General features: G+C 68.6%; 12 protein-coding genes. 7 read left to right on the top strand and 5 right to left on the bottom strand.

All coding sequences use genetic code 11. From position 1 onward, the window contains the following. Positions 1-9: 9 nt before the first annotated feature. Entirely contained in the window at positions 10-1,230 is a 1,221-nt protein-coding gene (locus tag E2F48_RS11925) for a sensor histidine kinase (protein ID WP_133404217.1), read from the bottom strand. A 66-nt stretch (positions 1,231-1,296) separates the two neighbouring features. After that, positions 1,297-1,815: a GNAT family N-acetyltransferase gene (locus E2F48_RS11920; protein ID WP_221411683.1), complete on the bottom strand. Its 519-nt coding sequence runs from the start codon at positions 1,813-1,815 to the stop codon at positions 1,297-1,299. A gap of 139 nt (positions 1,816-1,954) precedes the next feature. Between E2F48_RS11920 and E2F48_RS11915 the strand changes: the two genes are divergently transcribed. After that, positions 1,955-2,506: a P-loop NTPase family protein gene (locus E2F48_RS11915; protein ID WP_133404215.1), complete on the top strand. Its 552-nt coding sequence runs from the start codon at positions 1,955-1,957 to the stop codon at positions 2,504-2,506. A 16-nt stretch (positions 2,507-2,522) separates the two neighbouring features. Here E2F48_RS11915 and E2F48_RS11910 read toward each other — a convergent pair whose 3' ends face one another. Beyond that, positions 2,523-3,401, bottom strand: coding sequence for a LysR family transcriptional regulator (locus E2F48_RS11910; RefSeq protein ID WP_133404214.1), 879 nt, complete (start codon positions 3,399-3,401; stop codon positions 2,523-2,525). A gap of 109 nt (positions 3,402-3,510) precedes the next feature. Here E2F48_RS11910 and E2F48_RS11905 point away from each other — a divergent pair, with 109 nt between their 5' ends. Next, positions 3,511-4,566, top strand: a complete 1,056-nt coding sequence (locus E2F48_RS11905; RefSeq protein WP_133404213.1) for an aldo/keto reductase — start codon at positions 3,511-3,513, stop codon at positions 4,564-4,566. A 62-nt stretch (positions 4,567-4,628) separates the two neighbouring features. Then, a complete protein-coding gene (locus E2F48_RS11900) occupies positions 4,629-5,009 on the top strand; it encodes a nuclear transport factor 2-like protein (RefSeq protein ID WP_133404212.1) in 381 nt (126 codons plus the stop codon). Between the two features lie 30 nt (positions 5,010-5,039). Here E2F48_RS11900 and E2F48_RS11895 read toward each other — a convergent pair whose 3' ends face one another. Then, on the bottom strand, positions 5,040-6,791 hold the full coding sequence (locus tag E2F48_RS11895) for an MOSC domain-containing protein (RefSeq protein ID WP_221411681.1): 1,752 nt from the start codon (positions 6,789-6,791) through the stop codon (positions 5,040-5,042). A gap of 185 nt (positions 6,792-6,976) precedes the next feature. Next, positions 6,977-7,732, bottom strand: a complete 756-nt coding sequence (locus E2F48_RS11890) for a phosphotransferase (protein WP_133404211.1) — start codon at positions 7,730-7,732, stop codon at positions 6,977-6,979. Positions 7,733-8,028: 296 nt separating this feature from the next. Here E2F48_RS11890 and E2F48_RS11885 point away from each other — a divergent pair, with 296 nt between their 5' ends. The 4 genes from E2F48_RS11885 (at position 8,029) to lysA (ending at position 12,108) form a co-directional block, all read left to right on the top strand. Then, a complete protein-coding gene (locus E2F48_RS11885) occupies positions 8,029-8,850 on the top strand; it encodes an ABC transporter substrate-binding protein (RefSeq protein ID WP_133404210.1) in 822 nt (273 codons plus the stop codon). Positions 8,851-8,922: 72 nt separating this feature from the next. Continuing rightward, entirely contained in the window at positions 8,923-9,759 is an 837-nt protein-coding gene (locus E2F48_RS11880; protein ID WP_133404209.1) for an amino acid ABC transporter permease, read from the top strand. A 2-nt stretch (positions 9,760-9,761) separates the two neighbouring features. Next, the gene (locus E2F48_RS11875) at positions 9,762-10,580 is read left to right on the top strand and encodes an amino acid ABC transporter ATP-binding protein (protein WP_133404208.1); all 819 of its coding nucleotides are present in this window, start codon (positions 9,762-9,764) and stop codon (positions 10,578-10,580) included. A gap of 85 nt (positions 10,581-10,665) precedes the next feature. Then, a complete protein-coding gene (gene lysA / locus E2F48_RS11870; protein ID WP_133404207.1) occupies positions 10,666-12,108 on the top strand; it encodes a diaminopimelate decarboxylase in 1,443 nt (480 codons plus the stop codon). Positions 12,109-12,182: the final 74 nt, after the last annotated feature.

Below are 12,182 nucleotides of genomic sequence, written 5' to 3'. Positions count from 1 at the left end.
CGCACGGGCCTATGCCTCGGTGTAGGGGAGAAAAACCTCAACGCGGAAACCTCCGCCGGGGCGCGGCGCGGCAGACACGGTGCCGTCATAGAGGCGTACGCGCTCGGTCATTCCGGTGATGCCCAGCCGGGCTCCGGCGGTGGCGGGGTCGGCCGCGGCACCCCGGCCGTCGTCGTCGACGGTGATGCTGAGCCCGCGGGGACCGTAGGCGAGGGTGACTTCGGCGGCGGCCTGTGGCCCGGCATGCTTGAGCACGTTGGTCAGCGCTTCCTGGACCACGCGGTAGGCGGTGAGTTCGGCGCCGAGGGGAAGCGGTCGGCGTGGCGTGTCGATGCGGCGGCAGGACACGCGGATGTCCGCCCGCCGCACCGACCTGACGAGGGAGTCGATGTCGTCGAGGGTGGGCAGCGGGCGCGTGGAGGCGCTTTCGTCGCCGCGGAGGACACCGAGCAGGCGCCGCATTTCGCGCAGGGAGCCGCGTCCGGTGTCCGCGATGGTGCCCAAGGTCTGCGCGGCAAGTTCCGGTTGCTGGGCGCTGGCATACCGTGCGCCGTCGGCCTGGGTGATGATCACCGAGAGGGAGTGCGCGACGATGTCGTGCATCTCCCGGGCGATATGGCTGCGCTCGTCGGCGGCGGCAAGGTCGCGTTCCTGCTGGCGCTCGACCTCAAGGCGCCGGGTGCGGTCTTCCAGGGCCTGATAGGCCCGACGCCGCGACCGGGCAAGGTCCCCCATCGTCCAGGCCAGGAGTACGAGCGACTCGATGAGAATCAGCGAGATCAGGAACAGCGACCCGCCTCCGCCGACACCGAAGAGGGTCAGCGATCCACCCCCGCCGACACCGAGGATCGCCCCGTACCGCACCATGCCGGCGGCGGCACCAAGCAGAGCGAGCCCCAGCCCGCCGAGGCTGGCCCACCGCGGGGCATAGGCGGCCAGCGTGTAGACGGTGACAAGGATGACGATCTGGGCCGGGGTCGGGTCGATTCCGGCCAGGATCTGCAGCACCGAGACCCCGGCGATGATGCCGGCCGAGAGCAGCAGTCGAGACCGGCGCCAGGCCAGCGGCACCACCAGGGCGAAAGTCACCGGGATGAGCAGGGGATGTCCGGCCACCCTGCCGGCGGCGAACGGCAGGATCAGGAGCACGAGCAGTCCCAGTGCGAGGCAGGCGTCGACCGTGCCGGGATGCGCGCGCACCCAGCGCGCGAGCCGGAGGTGGAGGTCCATGAGGTTCAACTCTAGGCCCGGCGGGGCCCTGCTGCATCCGACCCAGGGTGGACATCGTACGCTTCGCTAGGTGCGCAGCCAGCGGTTCAACTGCACCGCCTGGCCGCGGTGCGTACCGGGATGAGATCCCGTGTTCCGAAAGCCGGCACGTTCGGCGACGCGTTCGCTGGCGGTGTTGCCCGCCAGAGTCTCCAGCGCCACGGCGGAGAAGCCCTGCGAGGACAGCCATTCCGTTAGAAGGCGCACCGATCCGGTGGCCGCGCCGTGGCCACGGCCGGCGGGGGAGAGGACATAGAAGAGCTCGGGTTCGGCGTCCTCAACCTCGGCCATCCCCGCGGTTCCCACGGGCAGACCGTCCAGGAGGACCGCATACCGGCCTGCGAGCCGCTCCTGGTGACGCTCCTTCGTCCGGGCGATCCGGCGCCGGGCGTAGTCCTCGTCCATGTCGGCCGGGTAATACGTCCACGCGGGCACGTCGGGCACCCGGCTCAGCTCGTATTCGAGCCGCCAATCGTCATCGGTCAGGGCCCGAAGGGAAACGCTCTTGTCACGTAGCTCGCTGGGCAGCGGGACGGGGAAGGCCATAAGCCGATCATTGCATCGACGGCGGAGGATCGGAACTGGTTCGGCGGCGATCCGCCCTGAAGCACGGCAGCCGGTGCGGGCGGACCTCCGCCGCCGCGGCGCCTGTCCGGCGGCGACACCGCACGCTACATTGGACCCCATGCCCGGTGCCCCTGCTCAGCGCGTCGTCTTCCACGGGGTCACGGGCAGCGGGAAGTCCTCGGCCGCCCGCGCCTATGCCGCGGCCGCCCGACTCCCCGAATATTCGGCGGACGACGATCTGGGGTGGCTTCCGGGCTGGCAGAACCGGCCACCCGAGGAGCAGCGCCGGATCGCCGCCGGTATTGCCGCGCAGGAGCGCTGGGTCATCGACAGCGCCTATTCGGACTGGCGGGACATTATGCTCGCCCGGGCGGACCTCGTGGTCGCGCTCGACTACCCGAGGTGGCTCTCCCTGGGTCGCTTGGTCCGGCGGACAATCCGCAGATGCGTCACCCGGGAACAGGTGTGCAACGGCAACACCGAGTCCTTCCGCCGGGTGTTCACCCGGGATTCCATCATTCTCTGGCACTTCACGGCGTTCCCCCGGAAGCGGGAGGCGCTCGAAAGGATGAGGGCCGACCCCGGCCTGCCTCCCGTGATCGCGTTCCGCCGTCCAGCAGACCTCGACGCCTGGATCGACCAGGTTGGGCGGGACGCCGCAGGCGCCTGACGGCTTCCCGCCGGAGCTATTCCAATTGTTCGTCGACGGCCCGCACAAAGGCCGCAACGAGGGGACGCCGGTCGGCCCGCCGCCAGGCCAGCGCCAACACGGCCGGCGGGAGGCCGTCGACCGGACGGATGCTGACCTCGGAACGGCTGTAGAGATGCGCGTTGCCCTCGGACAGCAGCACCACCCCGAGCCCGGAGGCGACCGCCTCGAACACGGCGTCGGGGGTCTCGGCGGTCGCGCCGATGACCGCAGGCCTGCCGTTCCGCTCCGGCGCGGCGATCCAGAAATCCCGCAGGGCTCCGGCCTCGGGGGGCAGTGCAATGATTGGTTCGTCGAGGAGGTCGGCGAAGGCGACCCGTTCCTGCCGCGCCAGTGGGTGGTCGGCCGGCAGTGCAACACACCGCCGTTCCCGAACGATGGGAAGGACGTCAAGATCGTCGGAGGGCGCGGGCAGCCACAGGAAGGCGACGTCGCTGGTTCCGTCGTCGAGCCCGGCGCTTGGGTCGCTCCAACTCACGAGCCTCAGCGTGGGAATTACGCCCGGGCTCAGTTCCCGGAACCGCGCCAGCGCGCTCCTCTGCAGTCCGCGGCCGACGGCGGTCTGCATGCCGATGACAATCCGGCCGGTCGTCGCCGCGGTCCGGAAGTCTGCAAGTGCCTCATCCCAGCGGGCCACAATGTCCCTCGCGCCGGCGACCAGGGTCTGCCCGGCGGCGGTCAGCACCACCCCGCGGGGATGCCGGGCGAGGACGGGGAAGCCCAGCTGCCGCTCGAGTGAGCGAAGCTGCTTGGACAGGGCCGGCTGGGCGATGAACAACCGCTCGGCGGCCCGCGTGATGCTCTCCTCCTCGGCGACGGCGATCAATGCCCGGAGGTCGCGCAGGTGAACGTCCATACGGGAAGGATATGCCGCATCGGCATACCTGCTGGTCTTGGTGGCCGAACCCCCCACGGATGCACTCTGGAGTCGGTCATTCACCCGGTCATCAGGAGCAGGAAACATCATGAACCACGACGCAACCACCGCAGCCGTCCCCGTCGATTCCACGGTCCCTACCCCTTCGCAGGGTGCCTCCGCGCTGCCGGCCCGCGCGCTCGGACCGCTCCGGGTGCCGGCCATCGGATTCGGCGCGATGGTCCTCAGCCCCGGGATGTACGGCGAGGTCGACGAACCGCGGGGCGTGCGTGCCCTCCGGGCGGCCATCGACGCAGGGTCGACCCTCATCGACACCAGCGACGGCTACGGTCAGGACGGGCACAACGAGCGGTTGGTGGGCAGGGCCATCGCCGGCCGGCGGGAGGACGTCGTTGTCGCCACCAAGTTCGGCTTCCGGATGCTTCCCGGAGCCGAACCGCACCGCTTTTCGGTGGGGTTCACCTTTGGTGAGCTGGCAGTCAATGCCGATCCCCGGTATGTCCGTGCCTACGCCGAACAGAGCCTGCGTGAACTCGGAACCGACTACATCGACCTCTACTACCCCCACTTTCCGGACCCCCGGATTCCGATCGAGGAGACCGTCGGGGCGGTCGCCGACCTCGTCGACGCCGGGCTGGTGAGGTCTATTGGACTCTCGAACGCCACGGCGGAGCACCTCCGGGCCGCCCATGCAGTCCACCCCATCGCCGCCGTGCAGACCGAATGGTCGATGTGGCGTCCCATCGACCCCGAGCTGCTCCGGGCCGGGCGCGAGCTCGGCGTGGGATTTGTCGCCTGGTCCCCGCTCGGAGGGGGATTCCTGACCGGCAGCGTCACCCGGATCGACGACGGGGACTTCCGCCGCAACGCTCCCCGTTTCTCGGACGAGAACCTGGCGGTGAACAACGACCGCTTCGCGCCCATCCGCTCAACCGCCCACGAACTCGGTCTGACCCCCGGTCAGCTGGCCCTGGCCTGGCTCCTGGCCCAGGACCCGGCGGTCGTGCCCATCCCCGGAAGCCGCACGCCGGCGCACATCCTGGAGAACGTTGATGCCGCCAGGACTCCCCTGCACCCGGACACCCTGGGCCGTCTCACCACCGTCCTCGCCGGCATCTCCGCGGCCGGCGCGACCCTGCTCTGACGACCGACCACCGGAGGTGTAGCCTCGAACCGACCGCCACGAAGACGAGGGAATGGAAGCCTGTGATTGCCCTGACCGAACCGGCCGGCTGCGGCAATGCACCCCGTCAGCTGGTCATCCGGGACCTCGTGCTCGCCCTCGCCGAGGTTGACGGGCCCCGCCTTCGTGAGCTCCTCGACGAGGAGGTACGCTGGGACCTGGCCGGCGCTGGGATGATCGAAGGAATCAGCCAGCTGACCGGCAGGCTGTCCGGCCAGGGCGACGTGGCCGCCATCGAGCTGGCGTCGATCCTCACCCACGGCAGGGAGGGCAGCGCGGACGGCGTCTTGGCCTTCCGGAACGGCAGGAGGCAGGCCTTCTGCCACGTGCTGAGGTTCGCCTCAACAGTGAAGACTGCCAAGGTCACGGAGATGAGGAGCTACCTGGTCGACCTGCCGGGTTGAAGGTCCGTGACGGAGCTGAGGGGCTGATGTTCAGCTGTCGAGCACGAGGTCTTCGGTGGGCCGGGCGCAGCAGATCAGTGCCTGGCTCTCGGCCGGCGTTTCGAGGGGATCGGGCTGGTAGGCCACCTTCCCTGAGATGACCGCCGTGAGGCAGGTGTGGCACACGCCGGTGCGGCAGGACCACCGGGTGGGTACATCACAGGCTTCGGCGAATTCGAGGAGGGACGTGTCGCCCGCGCGCCACCGGGCGGTCAGGCCGCTTCGGGCGAACGTCACCACGGGCCCGGTGCCCGGTTCGCCGGCGGGCTGGTGCGGGGGCGTGGTGGAGGAATCTACGAGCCCGGGATTGATCGGCGGGAGGGTGCTGAACAGCTCGGAGTAGATGGAGCCGGCGTCGATGCCGAGGTCGGTGAGAGCGTCCGTCATGTTGCTGATGAAGGCGGGCGGACCGCAGACATACGCCGCCGCGCCTGCCGGAACCCCCAGGGCCCGGAGCCGGTCGACGGTCGGCCGGCCGCTGAACGAGTCCGCCACGGGAGCCGCCGCCCGGGTGTAGAAGATGGCGCTGTGGGCGTGGTGGAGCCGTTCCAGGTGTCCCCGCACTTCCCCCGCGAAGACGTGCTCACTGGGGTCCCGGGCGACGTGGATCCACCAGATTTCTCTGTCGCTGCCGGTGCGGGCGAACTCCTGGAGCATCGGCACCAGCGGGGTCGCACCGACCCCGGCCGAGATGAGGAGCACCGGACCCGTTCCGGCGTGGAGTCGAAACTGCCCGCGGGGGGCGGCAACATCGATGGTCCCGCCCACCAGCACACTCTCGTGGAGGTAGCGGCTCACCAACCCGTGTTCCTCCTGCCTCACGCTGATCCGGTAGGTGTGCGGGTCGGGGGCGTCTGAAATGGAGTAGCTGCGGACGGACACCGCCTCGTTCACGGAAACGCGGAGGGTGAGGTACTGGCCGGGGATGATCGGTTCGAGTGGAACGTCGTCGCCCGCGCGAAGGTATACGGAGGTGATGGTCGGGGTTTCGGGGACGGTCTTCGTGATCGTCATAGGACGAAATCCGCTCCAGCCGGGCTCTTCGACGGGCGCCCCGGTCACGGTGGCCTTAGCCAGGTCCGTGTCCAGCAGGTCATGGAAGGACTGCTGCCAGCCGGGGCTCAGGGCCGGAATGTCAACGGCCTTCCGCAGTGCGTCCTGGGAGCGGTTCGGAAGGTACAGCAGCGCGTCAGTCTCCGCGACCGTCAGCCGGTGGGGCCCGTTGAGCGTTCGAACGATCGGGTCACCGGGCCGGACTTCGCCCTCGGTGATGACCCGCAAATAAAACCCGGGACGGCGGTGGTCCACCAGGAGTGCGGGCATCCGCGGTTCCCCGAGCCGCATGCCCACGCGGAAGCAGGTGACGCGGGGCTGGGTCACCTCGAATTCCGCTTCCCCAATGCGGTAGCGGTCCCCGATGCACACTTCGTCGTCGGGCAGCCCGTCGATGGTGAAATTCTCACCGAAGGAGCCGGGCGTCAGATCGCCGCGGCCGAGGAAGCCGGACCAGTGCTCGTAGGACTGCCGCTGGTAGACCAGCACCGCCCGCTGCTCACCGCCGTGCCCGTGCAGGTCGCCCTGGCCGTCACCGTCGATATTGAGCCTGCGGACCATCAGCGGCCGCTCCACCGGGCTCTTGTAGACGCCGGTGTGCACCGTCTTTCCCTGCCAGGAGACGCCCTTGGGGACTCCAACGTTCAGCGACACCAGCCTGCCGCAGGCCATGCCCTCGACCTCCGTCATGGCGGAAAGCCTACGTCGGGCACCGACCGGTCACCAGAGCCACCCCCTGCAGGTCGGCCGGTGCTGCGGCCCGGGCCGCGCAGTTCCGCGGAAGATAGGTGCTGGCTGCTGCGTCCTTGGCTGTAAATTACGGCAACCTGTCACGAAGGGTGCCGGTCGAGACGGCCCGGGCCGCCGCCGGCCCGTCAGGGGCCCAGCAGCCCGCGCAGCCACAGGTCCCGGTTTTCGACAACGTAGACGGCCGCCCGGCGCCAGTGGTTCCCGTGGCCGGTACGGTACATGGACCCCCACGGTTCCCGCCCGGTGAGGTGCGAGCGGTGCAGCAGGGCGTGCATGGCCGCGGCCCGCTCCCCCATGGCGCGGGGAAGCTCGCCGCGGAGCTCCTTCCCGGCGCCGTATCCGTCGATGAAGGCGCCCAGCCGTGCCGCGGCCCGGGCGGGTTCCTGGTGGTGATCCGAAAGGGTGAATGCCTGTGCCGCGTAGGCGAGATCCCACAGCCTGGTGCTGGGCCCCGCACCGTCCCAGTCGATGAAGACCCAGCGCTCGCCGATGATGAGGTTCCAGGGCGCGAGGTCGTTGTGGCACACCAGGTCGGCGGCGGCGGGCGGGATGAGGACATCCCATCCGCTGGCCTGGCTGCTCTCGAACTCCCGGCTCGCGTCGTGGATCCGGCGGACCAGCCGGCCGGCCCGGGCCAGGTCCTCCGGTGTCAACGGAGGGAGCTCCAGGGCGGGAGTGCCGGGGATGAATTCGATGACCTGCCGCCCGGACTCGTCCCGCCCAAACGTCTGCGGTACATCCACGCCCGCCGATCGCACCGCGTCAAGAAAGGCGTCCACGGCCGGGGTCGAGGCGGTCCAGGGTTTGCGGACGGTCGCTCCGATGCGCACAACCTCCGGGGTGGCGTTGCCCCCGGTGAGCGGGTGTTCCTCGGTGTCCATCCCGCCAGACTAGTCGGCGGTGCGGCCCCCCTCCGCTGCTGCGCCCGGATCCGACACGCACCGTCTGTCTGAATGAAATCATTCTTCGGACTCGGTTTGCTGCTCAGCGTAAATGAGTTCATACTCGATTCACGCACGATGTGACCGTCCCCACACCGGGGGCGGCCAGGGTCCCGGTGCCGACAACGGCGGGCGGCTTCCGAAGCCTCCTCCGCGATGGAAAGCCCCCGGAATGCCCGCTGTGCCAGCCATTTCCGCCCAGGCCGACCCACGTCCGGCCAGCACAAAGGAGACCCATGCAGTTGCACGGAAGGTCCAAATTTGCCGCCCTCGCCGCGATGTGCGCGTTGGCGCTCACCGCCTGCGGAAGCCCGTCCGCCGCCGCCCCGGATGCCTCGGCCGGCAAGGCCGACGGCGTCTCCCTCGTCTCGCCGGGCAAGCTGACGGTCTGTACCCACCTTCCGTTTGCCCCTTTCCAGGTCAACGATGATTCCGGCAAGACCGTCGGGTTCGATATCGACCTGGTCAACCTCGTGGCGAAGCGGCTTGGGGCCCAGACGGCCATCATCGACACGCCCTTTGAGGGAATCAAGTCCGGCGAGGACATGGCCACAGGCAAATGCGATATCGCCGCCGCCGGCATGACGATCACCGACGCCCGGAAGGAAGCAATCCTTTTCTCCGAGCCGTACTTCGATGCGACCCAGGCCCTCCTGGTGCCCGAAGGGGAGGACGTTGAGTCCCTCGAGGAGTTGGAGGGCAAGAAGCTGGGCGCCCAGTCGGCCACCACCGGTCTCGACTACGCACAGGCCCACCCCGAGTGCGGGTGCGAAATCATCGAGTTCCAGGACCTCGCCTCACTGACGCAGGCGCTGATGACCGGTCAGGTGGACGCGGCCATCAACGACCTGCCCGTCTGGACCGAGGCGCTGAAGGCCAACCCCGGCAAGGCAAGCATCAGCACCCAGTTCGACACCGGTGAGCAGTACGGCCTCGGTATGAAGCTGGGCAACAAGTCCCTGAAGAAGGTGGTGGACGAGGTGCTTGCGGAGGCCAAGAGCGACGGCAGCTATGACGAGATCTATAAGGAATGGATCGGAGACGTGCCGAAGAGCTGATCGGCCTGCCCGCGGCGGCCGCCGGCCGCCGCGGGTCGGAACCGGACCACGTGCAGCACCAGTGAGGAAACCATGAGCACACAGACCACCTATCCCGCCACCGAGGTCGCAGCGCCGCGGCTGACCCGCCGGCAGAGAGCGCGACTCTCCCTCGGCGTCCAATATGCCCTCGGGATCGCTGTCATCGGCCTCCTGGCGTTCATGACGGACTGGGCAACCTTCAGCGCGGCCTTCCTGAGGTTTGACATCCTCGAGCGGATGCTTCCGCGGGTGATCCTCATCGGCCTGGTGAACACCATCATTTATGCGGCCCTTGCCTTCATCTTCGCGTTCGTGGTCGGGCTGCTGCTGGCCGTGATGAGGCTGAGTTCGGTTGCGGCCTACCGGTGGTTCGCCGGCGCGTACGTCGAGTTCTTCCGCGGAGTACCTGCCCTCGTCGTCCTATTCATGGTCGCCTACGGCATCCCCAACGCCTTTCCGGGGTTCCAGTTCCCCGGCGACAAATACGGCATGGTGATGGTCGGTCTCGGCATCACCGCGGCCGCCTATATGGCGGAGACCTTCAGAGCCGGCATCCAGGCCGTCCCAAAGGGGCAGCTTGAGGCGGCCCGCACCCTCGGCATGAGCCACACCCGGACGATGGCGACGATTGTCATCCCGCAGGCGTTCCGGGTCGTGATTCCGCCGCTCACCAACGAGATGATCCTCCTGGTCAAGGACTCGTCCCTCGTCTACGTCCTCGGGGTCACGGCAGCACAGTACGAACTGACGAAGTTCGCGCAGGACTTCCTGAACCGCTCCGTGAACGCCACCCCGCTGATCGTCGCCGCCCTTTGCTACCTGGCGATCACCCTTCCCCTGTCCGGCCTCGTGCGCAAGCTCGAAGCCCGCTACGCGAAAGCACGCTGACCATGCCTACCCAACCGATCCCGGCCCCAGGCTCGCACGCCATCTCGATCCGCAACCTCAAGAAGAGCTTCGGCTCCAATGAAGTACTCAAGGACATCTCCCTCGAGATCGAACCTGGGGAAGTCGTCTGCATCATCGGTCCCTCCGGCTCGGGGAAATCGACCCTGCTGCGCTGCGTCAACCTCCTGGAGGTCCCGACCTCCGGAACCGTCCTCGTCGGGCCGGACGAGGTGACCCACCCCGATGCCGACCTGGACCGCATCCGTCGACGCATCGGCATGGTGTTCCAGTCCTTCAACCTTTTCCCGCACCTGACCGTCCTCGAGAACCTCACCGTCGCCCAGATCAAGGTGCTGAAGCGACGTAAGGAGGACGCGATCGCGACTGCGCGCCTCAACCTGCACCGGGTGGGCATGTCCTCCAAGGAGGACGCCTACCCCGGTCAGCTTTCCGGCGGCCAGCAGCAGCGCGTGGCGATCGCGCGGTCGCTCTCGATGGAGCCGCAGCTCATGCTGTTCGACGAACCGACGTCGGCACTTGACCCCGAGCTTGTCGGCGAGGTCCTGGCCGTCATGAAGTCGCTGGCCAACGAGGGCATGACCATGGTCATCGTCACCCACGAAATGGCCTTCGCCCGTGAGGTCGCGGACCGGGTGGTCTTCATGGACGGCGGCTACATCGTCGAGCAGGGACCCGCCCAGGAGGTCATCGGCAACCCCCGGGAGGAGCGCACCCAGTCCTTCCTGCACCGGGTCCTCAACCCGATGGTCATCGACGCCGCCGAGGTCATCGACGAGGAAGAGCTTTCGACGGCTTCCTGACCCCTCACCGGTGCCCGGCGAGGCGCGCAGGTGCGGAAGGGGGAGCCGTGCAATCACTGGACACCGGAACGAGGCACACACAGATATGACGATCGAACAGACAATCGCGCCGGCCGCGTCACCCCTGGCACCCCGATGGCTGGAGGCTCCCTCTGACCCGAATGCCCTACCCTCCAAACTCTGGGCAAGCACCGTGGCCCGGTCGGCGTCGGGGGAACTGACCATCGGCGGCGTCGGCGTCTCACAGCTGGCCGGGGAGTTCGGGACCCCCGCCTACGTGGTGTCCGAAGACGACTTCCGGCAGCGGGCCCGGGCGTTCCGCACAGCCTTTCATGAAGCCTTCGCACCGCTGTGCGGCGGGGCCGACGTCTACTACGCCGGCAAGTCATTCCTCTGTATCGAGGTGGCCAAGTGGGTGGCCGAGGAAGGGCTGCGGCTGGACACCTGTTCGGGCGGCGAGCTGGCACTGGCGGCCCGGGCCGGCATCGAGGGTGCGAAGCTTGGCCTTCACGGCAACAACAAGTCCGATGCCGAACTGATCCGCGCGCTCGACATGGGGGTTGGCCGGATCATCGTCGACAGCCTCCAGGAACTTGCGCGCGTCGGAGAACTCGCCCGGGGGCGCGGCACCACCGCCCCCGTCCTGCTGCGCCTCACCCCCGGTGTCCACGCCGAGACGCACGAGTTCATCGCAACGGCGCACGAGGACCAGAAGTTCGGCCTCTCCATGGCCTCGGTCGACGGGCATCCGTCCGCCGCCGAGGCCGCGGTGGCGGACGCCCTGCAGGACGCGGGCATCCGGCTCCTGGGAATCCACTGCCATATCGGCTCGCAGATCTTCTCCTCGGAGGGCTTCGCGCTCGCCGCCGAGCGCCTCTTGGAGTTCATCGCCGGGATGCGCACGAAGCACGGGCGCGTGCTTGAGGAACTGGACCTGGGCGGCGGGTACGGCATCGCCTACACCATGGCGGATCGCCCGCAGGACCCGAAGGACGTCGCCTCCGCCATGGCGCGCGTGGTCGGTGACGCCTGCGGCCGCCTGAACATCGAGGTCCCGCGGATCTCCATCGAACCCGGCCGCGCCATCGTCGGCAGTTCAACCTTCACCCTGTACGAGGTGGGGACGCTCAAGACCAATTCCGTCGAACATGAAGGCGGCCTGTACCCCCGGCGTTATGTCTCCGTCGACGGCGGCATGAGCGACAACCCGCGGCCCCTGCTGTACGGAGCGGACTACTCCGCGGCCCTGGCCTCCCGCAGTTCGGGCGCCGACGCCGCGCTGTCGCGGGTGGTTGGGCGGCACTGCGAGAGCGGGGACATCGTCGTCCGCGATGTCTACCTGCCCTCCGACCTGCGCCCCGGGGACCTCCTCGCCGTGCCCGGGACGGGAGCCTACTGCTGGGTTCTCTCAAGCAACTACAACTACACGCCCCGCCCCCCGGTGGTGGCGGTCTCCGGAGGCCGTGCCCGCCTGATCGTCCGGGGCGAGACGGAGGACGACCTGTTCCGCCGCGACGTCTGGTTCTGAGGATCCACGATTCGCCCGGCGCGGGAATTTCCAGGATGTCGGTGTGGAGGCAGGGATCGGAAAGTAGCATGACT

Origin of the sequence: Arthrobacter crusticola, from assembly GCF_004357995.1 — a bacterium.
In the GTDB taxonomy this organism is placed as follows: domain Bacteria; phylum Actinomycetota; class Actinomycetes; order Actinomycetales; family Micrococcaceae; genus Arthrobacter_D; species Arthrobacter_D crusticola.
Note: the sequence above shows the minus strand (reverse complement) of the source record. Positions and strands in the feature narration are given on the sequence as shown.

Excerpts from the sequence above, each read along its gene's own strand:
- E2F48_RS11880 (WP_133404209.1), top strand. The coding sequence starts at position 8,923 with ATGAGCACACAGACCACCTATCCCGCCACCGAGGTCGCAGCGCCGCGG.
- lysA (WP_133404207.1), top strand. The coding sequence starts at position 10,666 with ATGACGATCGAACAGACAATCGCGCCGGCCGCGTCACCCCTGGCACCC.
- E2F48_RS11895 (WP_221411681.1), bottom strand. The coding sequence starts at position 6,791 with ATGACGGAGGTCGAGGGCATGGCCTGCGGCAGGCTGGTGTCGCTGAAC.
- E2F48_RS11885 (WP_133404210.1), top strand. The coding sequence starts at position 8,029 with ATGCAGTTGCACGGAAGGTCCAAATTTGCCGCCCTCGCCGCGATGTGC.
- E2F48_RS11920 (WP_221411683.1), bottom strand. The coding sequence starts at position 1,815 with ATGGCCTTCCCCGTCCCGCTGCCCAGCGAGCTACGTGACAAGAGCGTT.
- E2F48_RS11925 (WP_133404217.1), bottom strand. The coding sequence starts at position 1,230 with ATGGACCTCCACCTCCGGCTCGCGCGCTGGGTGCGCGCGCATCCCGGC.
- E2F48_RS11905 (WP_133404213.1), top strand. The coding sequence starts at position 3,511 with ATGAACCACGACGCAACCACCGCAGCCGTCCCCGTCGATTCCACGGTC.
- E2F48_RS11875 (WP_133404208.1), top strand. The coding sequence starts at position 9,762 with ATGCCTACCCAACCGATCCCGGCCCCAGGCTCGCACGCCATCTCGATC.
- E2F48_RS11915 (WP_133404215.1), top strand. The coding sequence starts at position 1,955 with ATGCCCGGTGCCCCTGCTCAGCGCGTCGTCTTCCACGGGGTCACGGGC.
- E2F48_RS11910 (WP_133404214.1), bottom strand. The coding sequence starts at position 3,401 with ATGGACGTTCACCTGCGCGACCTCCGGGCATTGATCGCCGTCGCCGAG.
- E2F48_RS11890 (WP_133404211.1), bottom strand. The coding sequence starts at position 7,732 with ATGGACACCGAGGAACACCCGCTCACCGGGGGCAACGCCACCCCGGAG.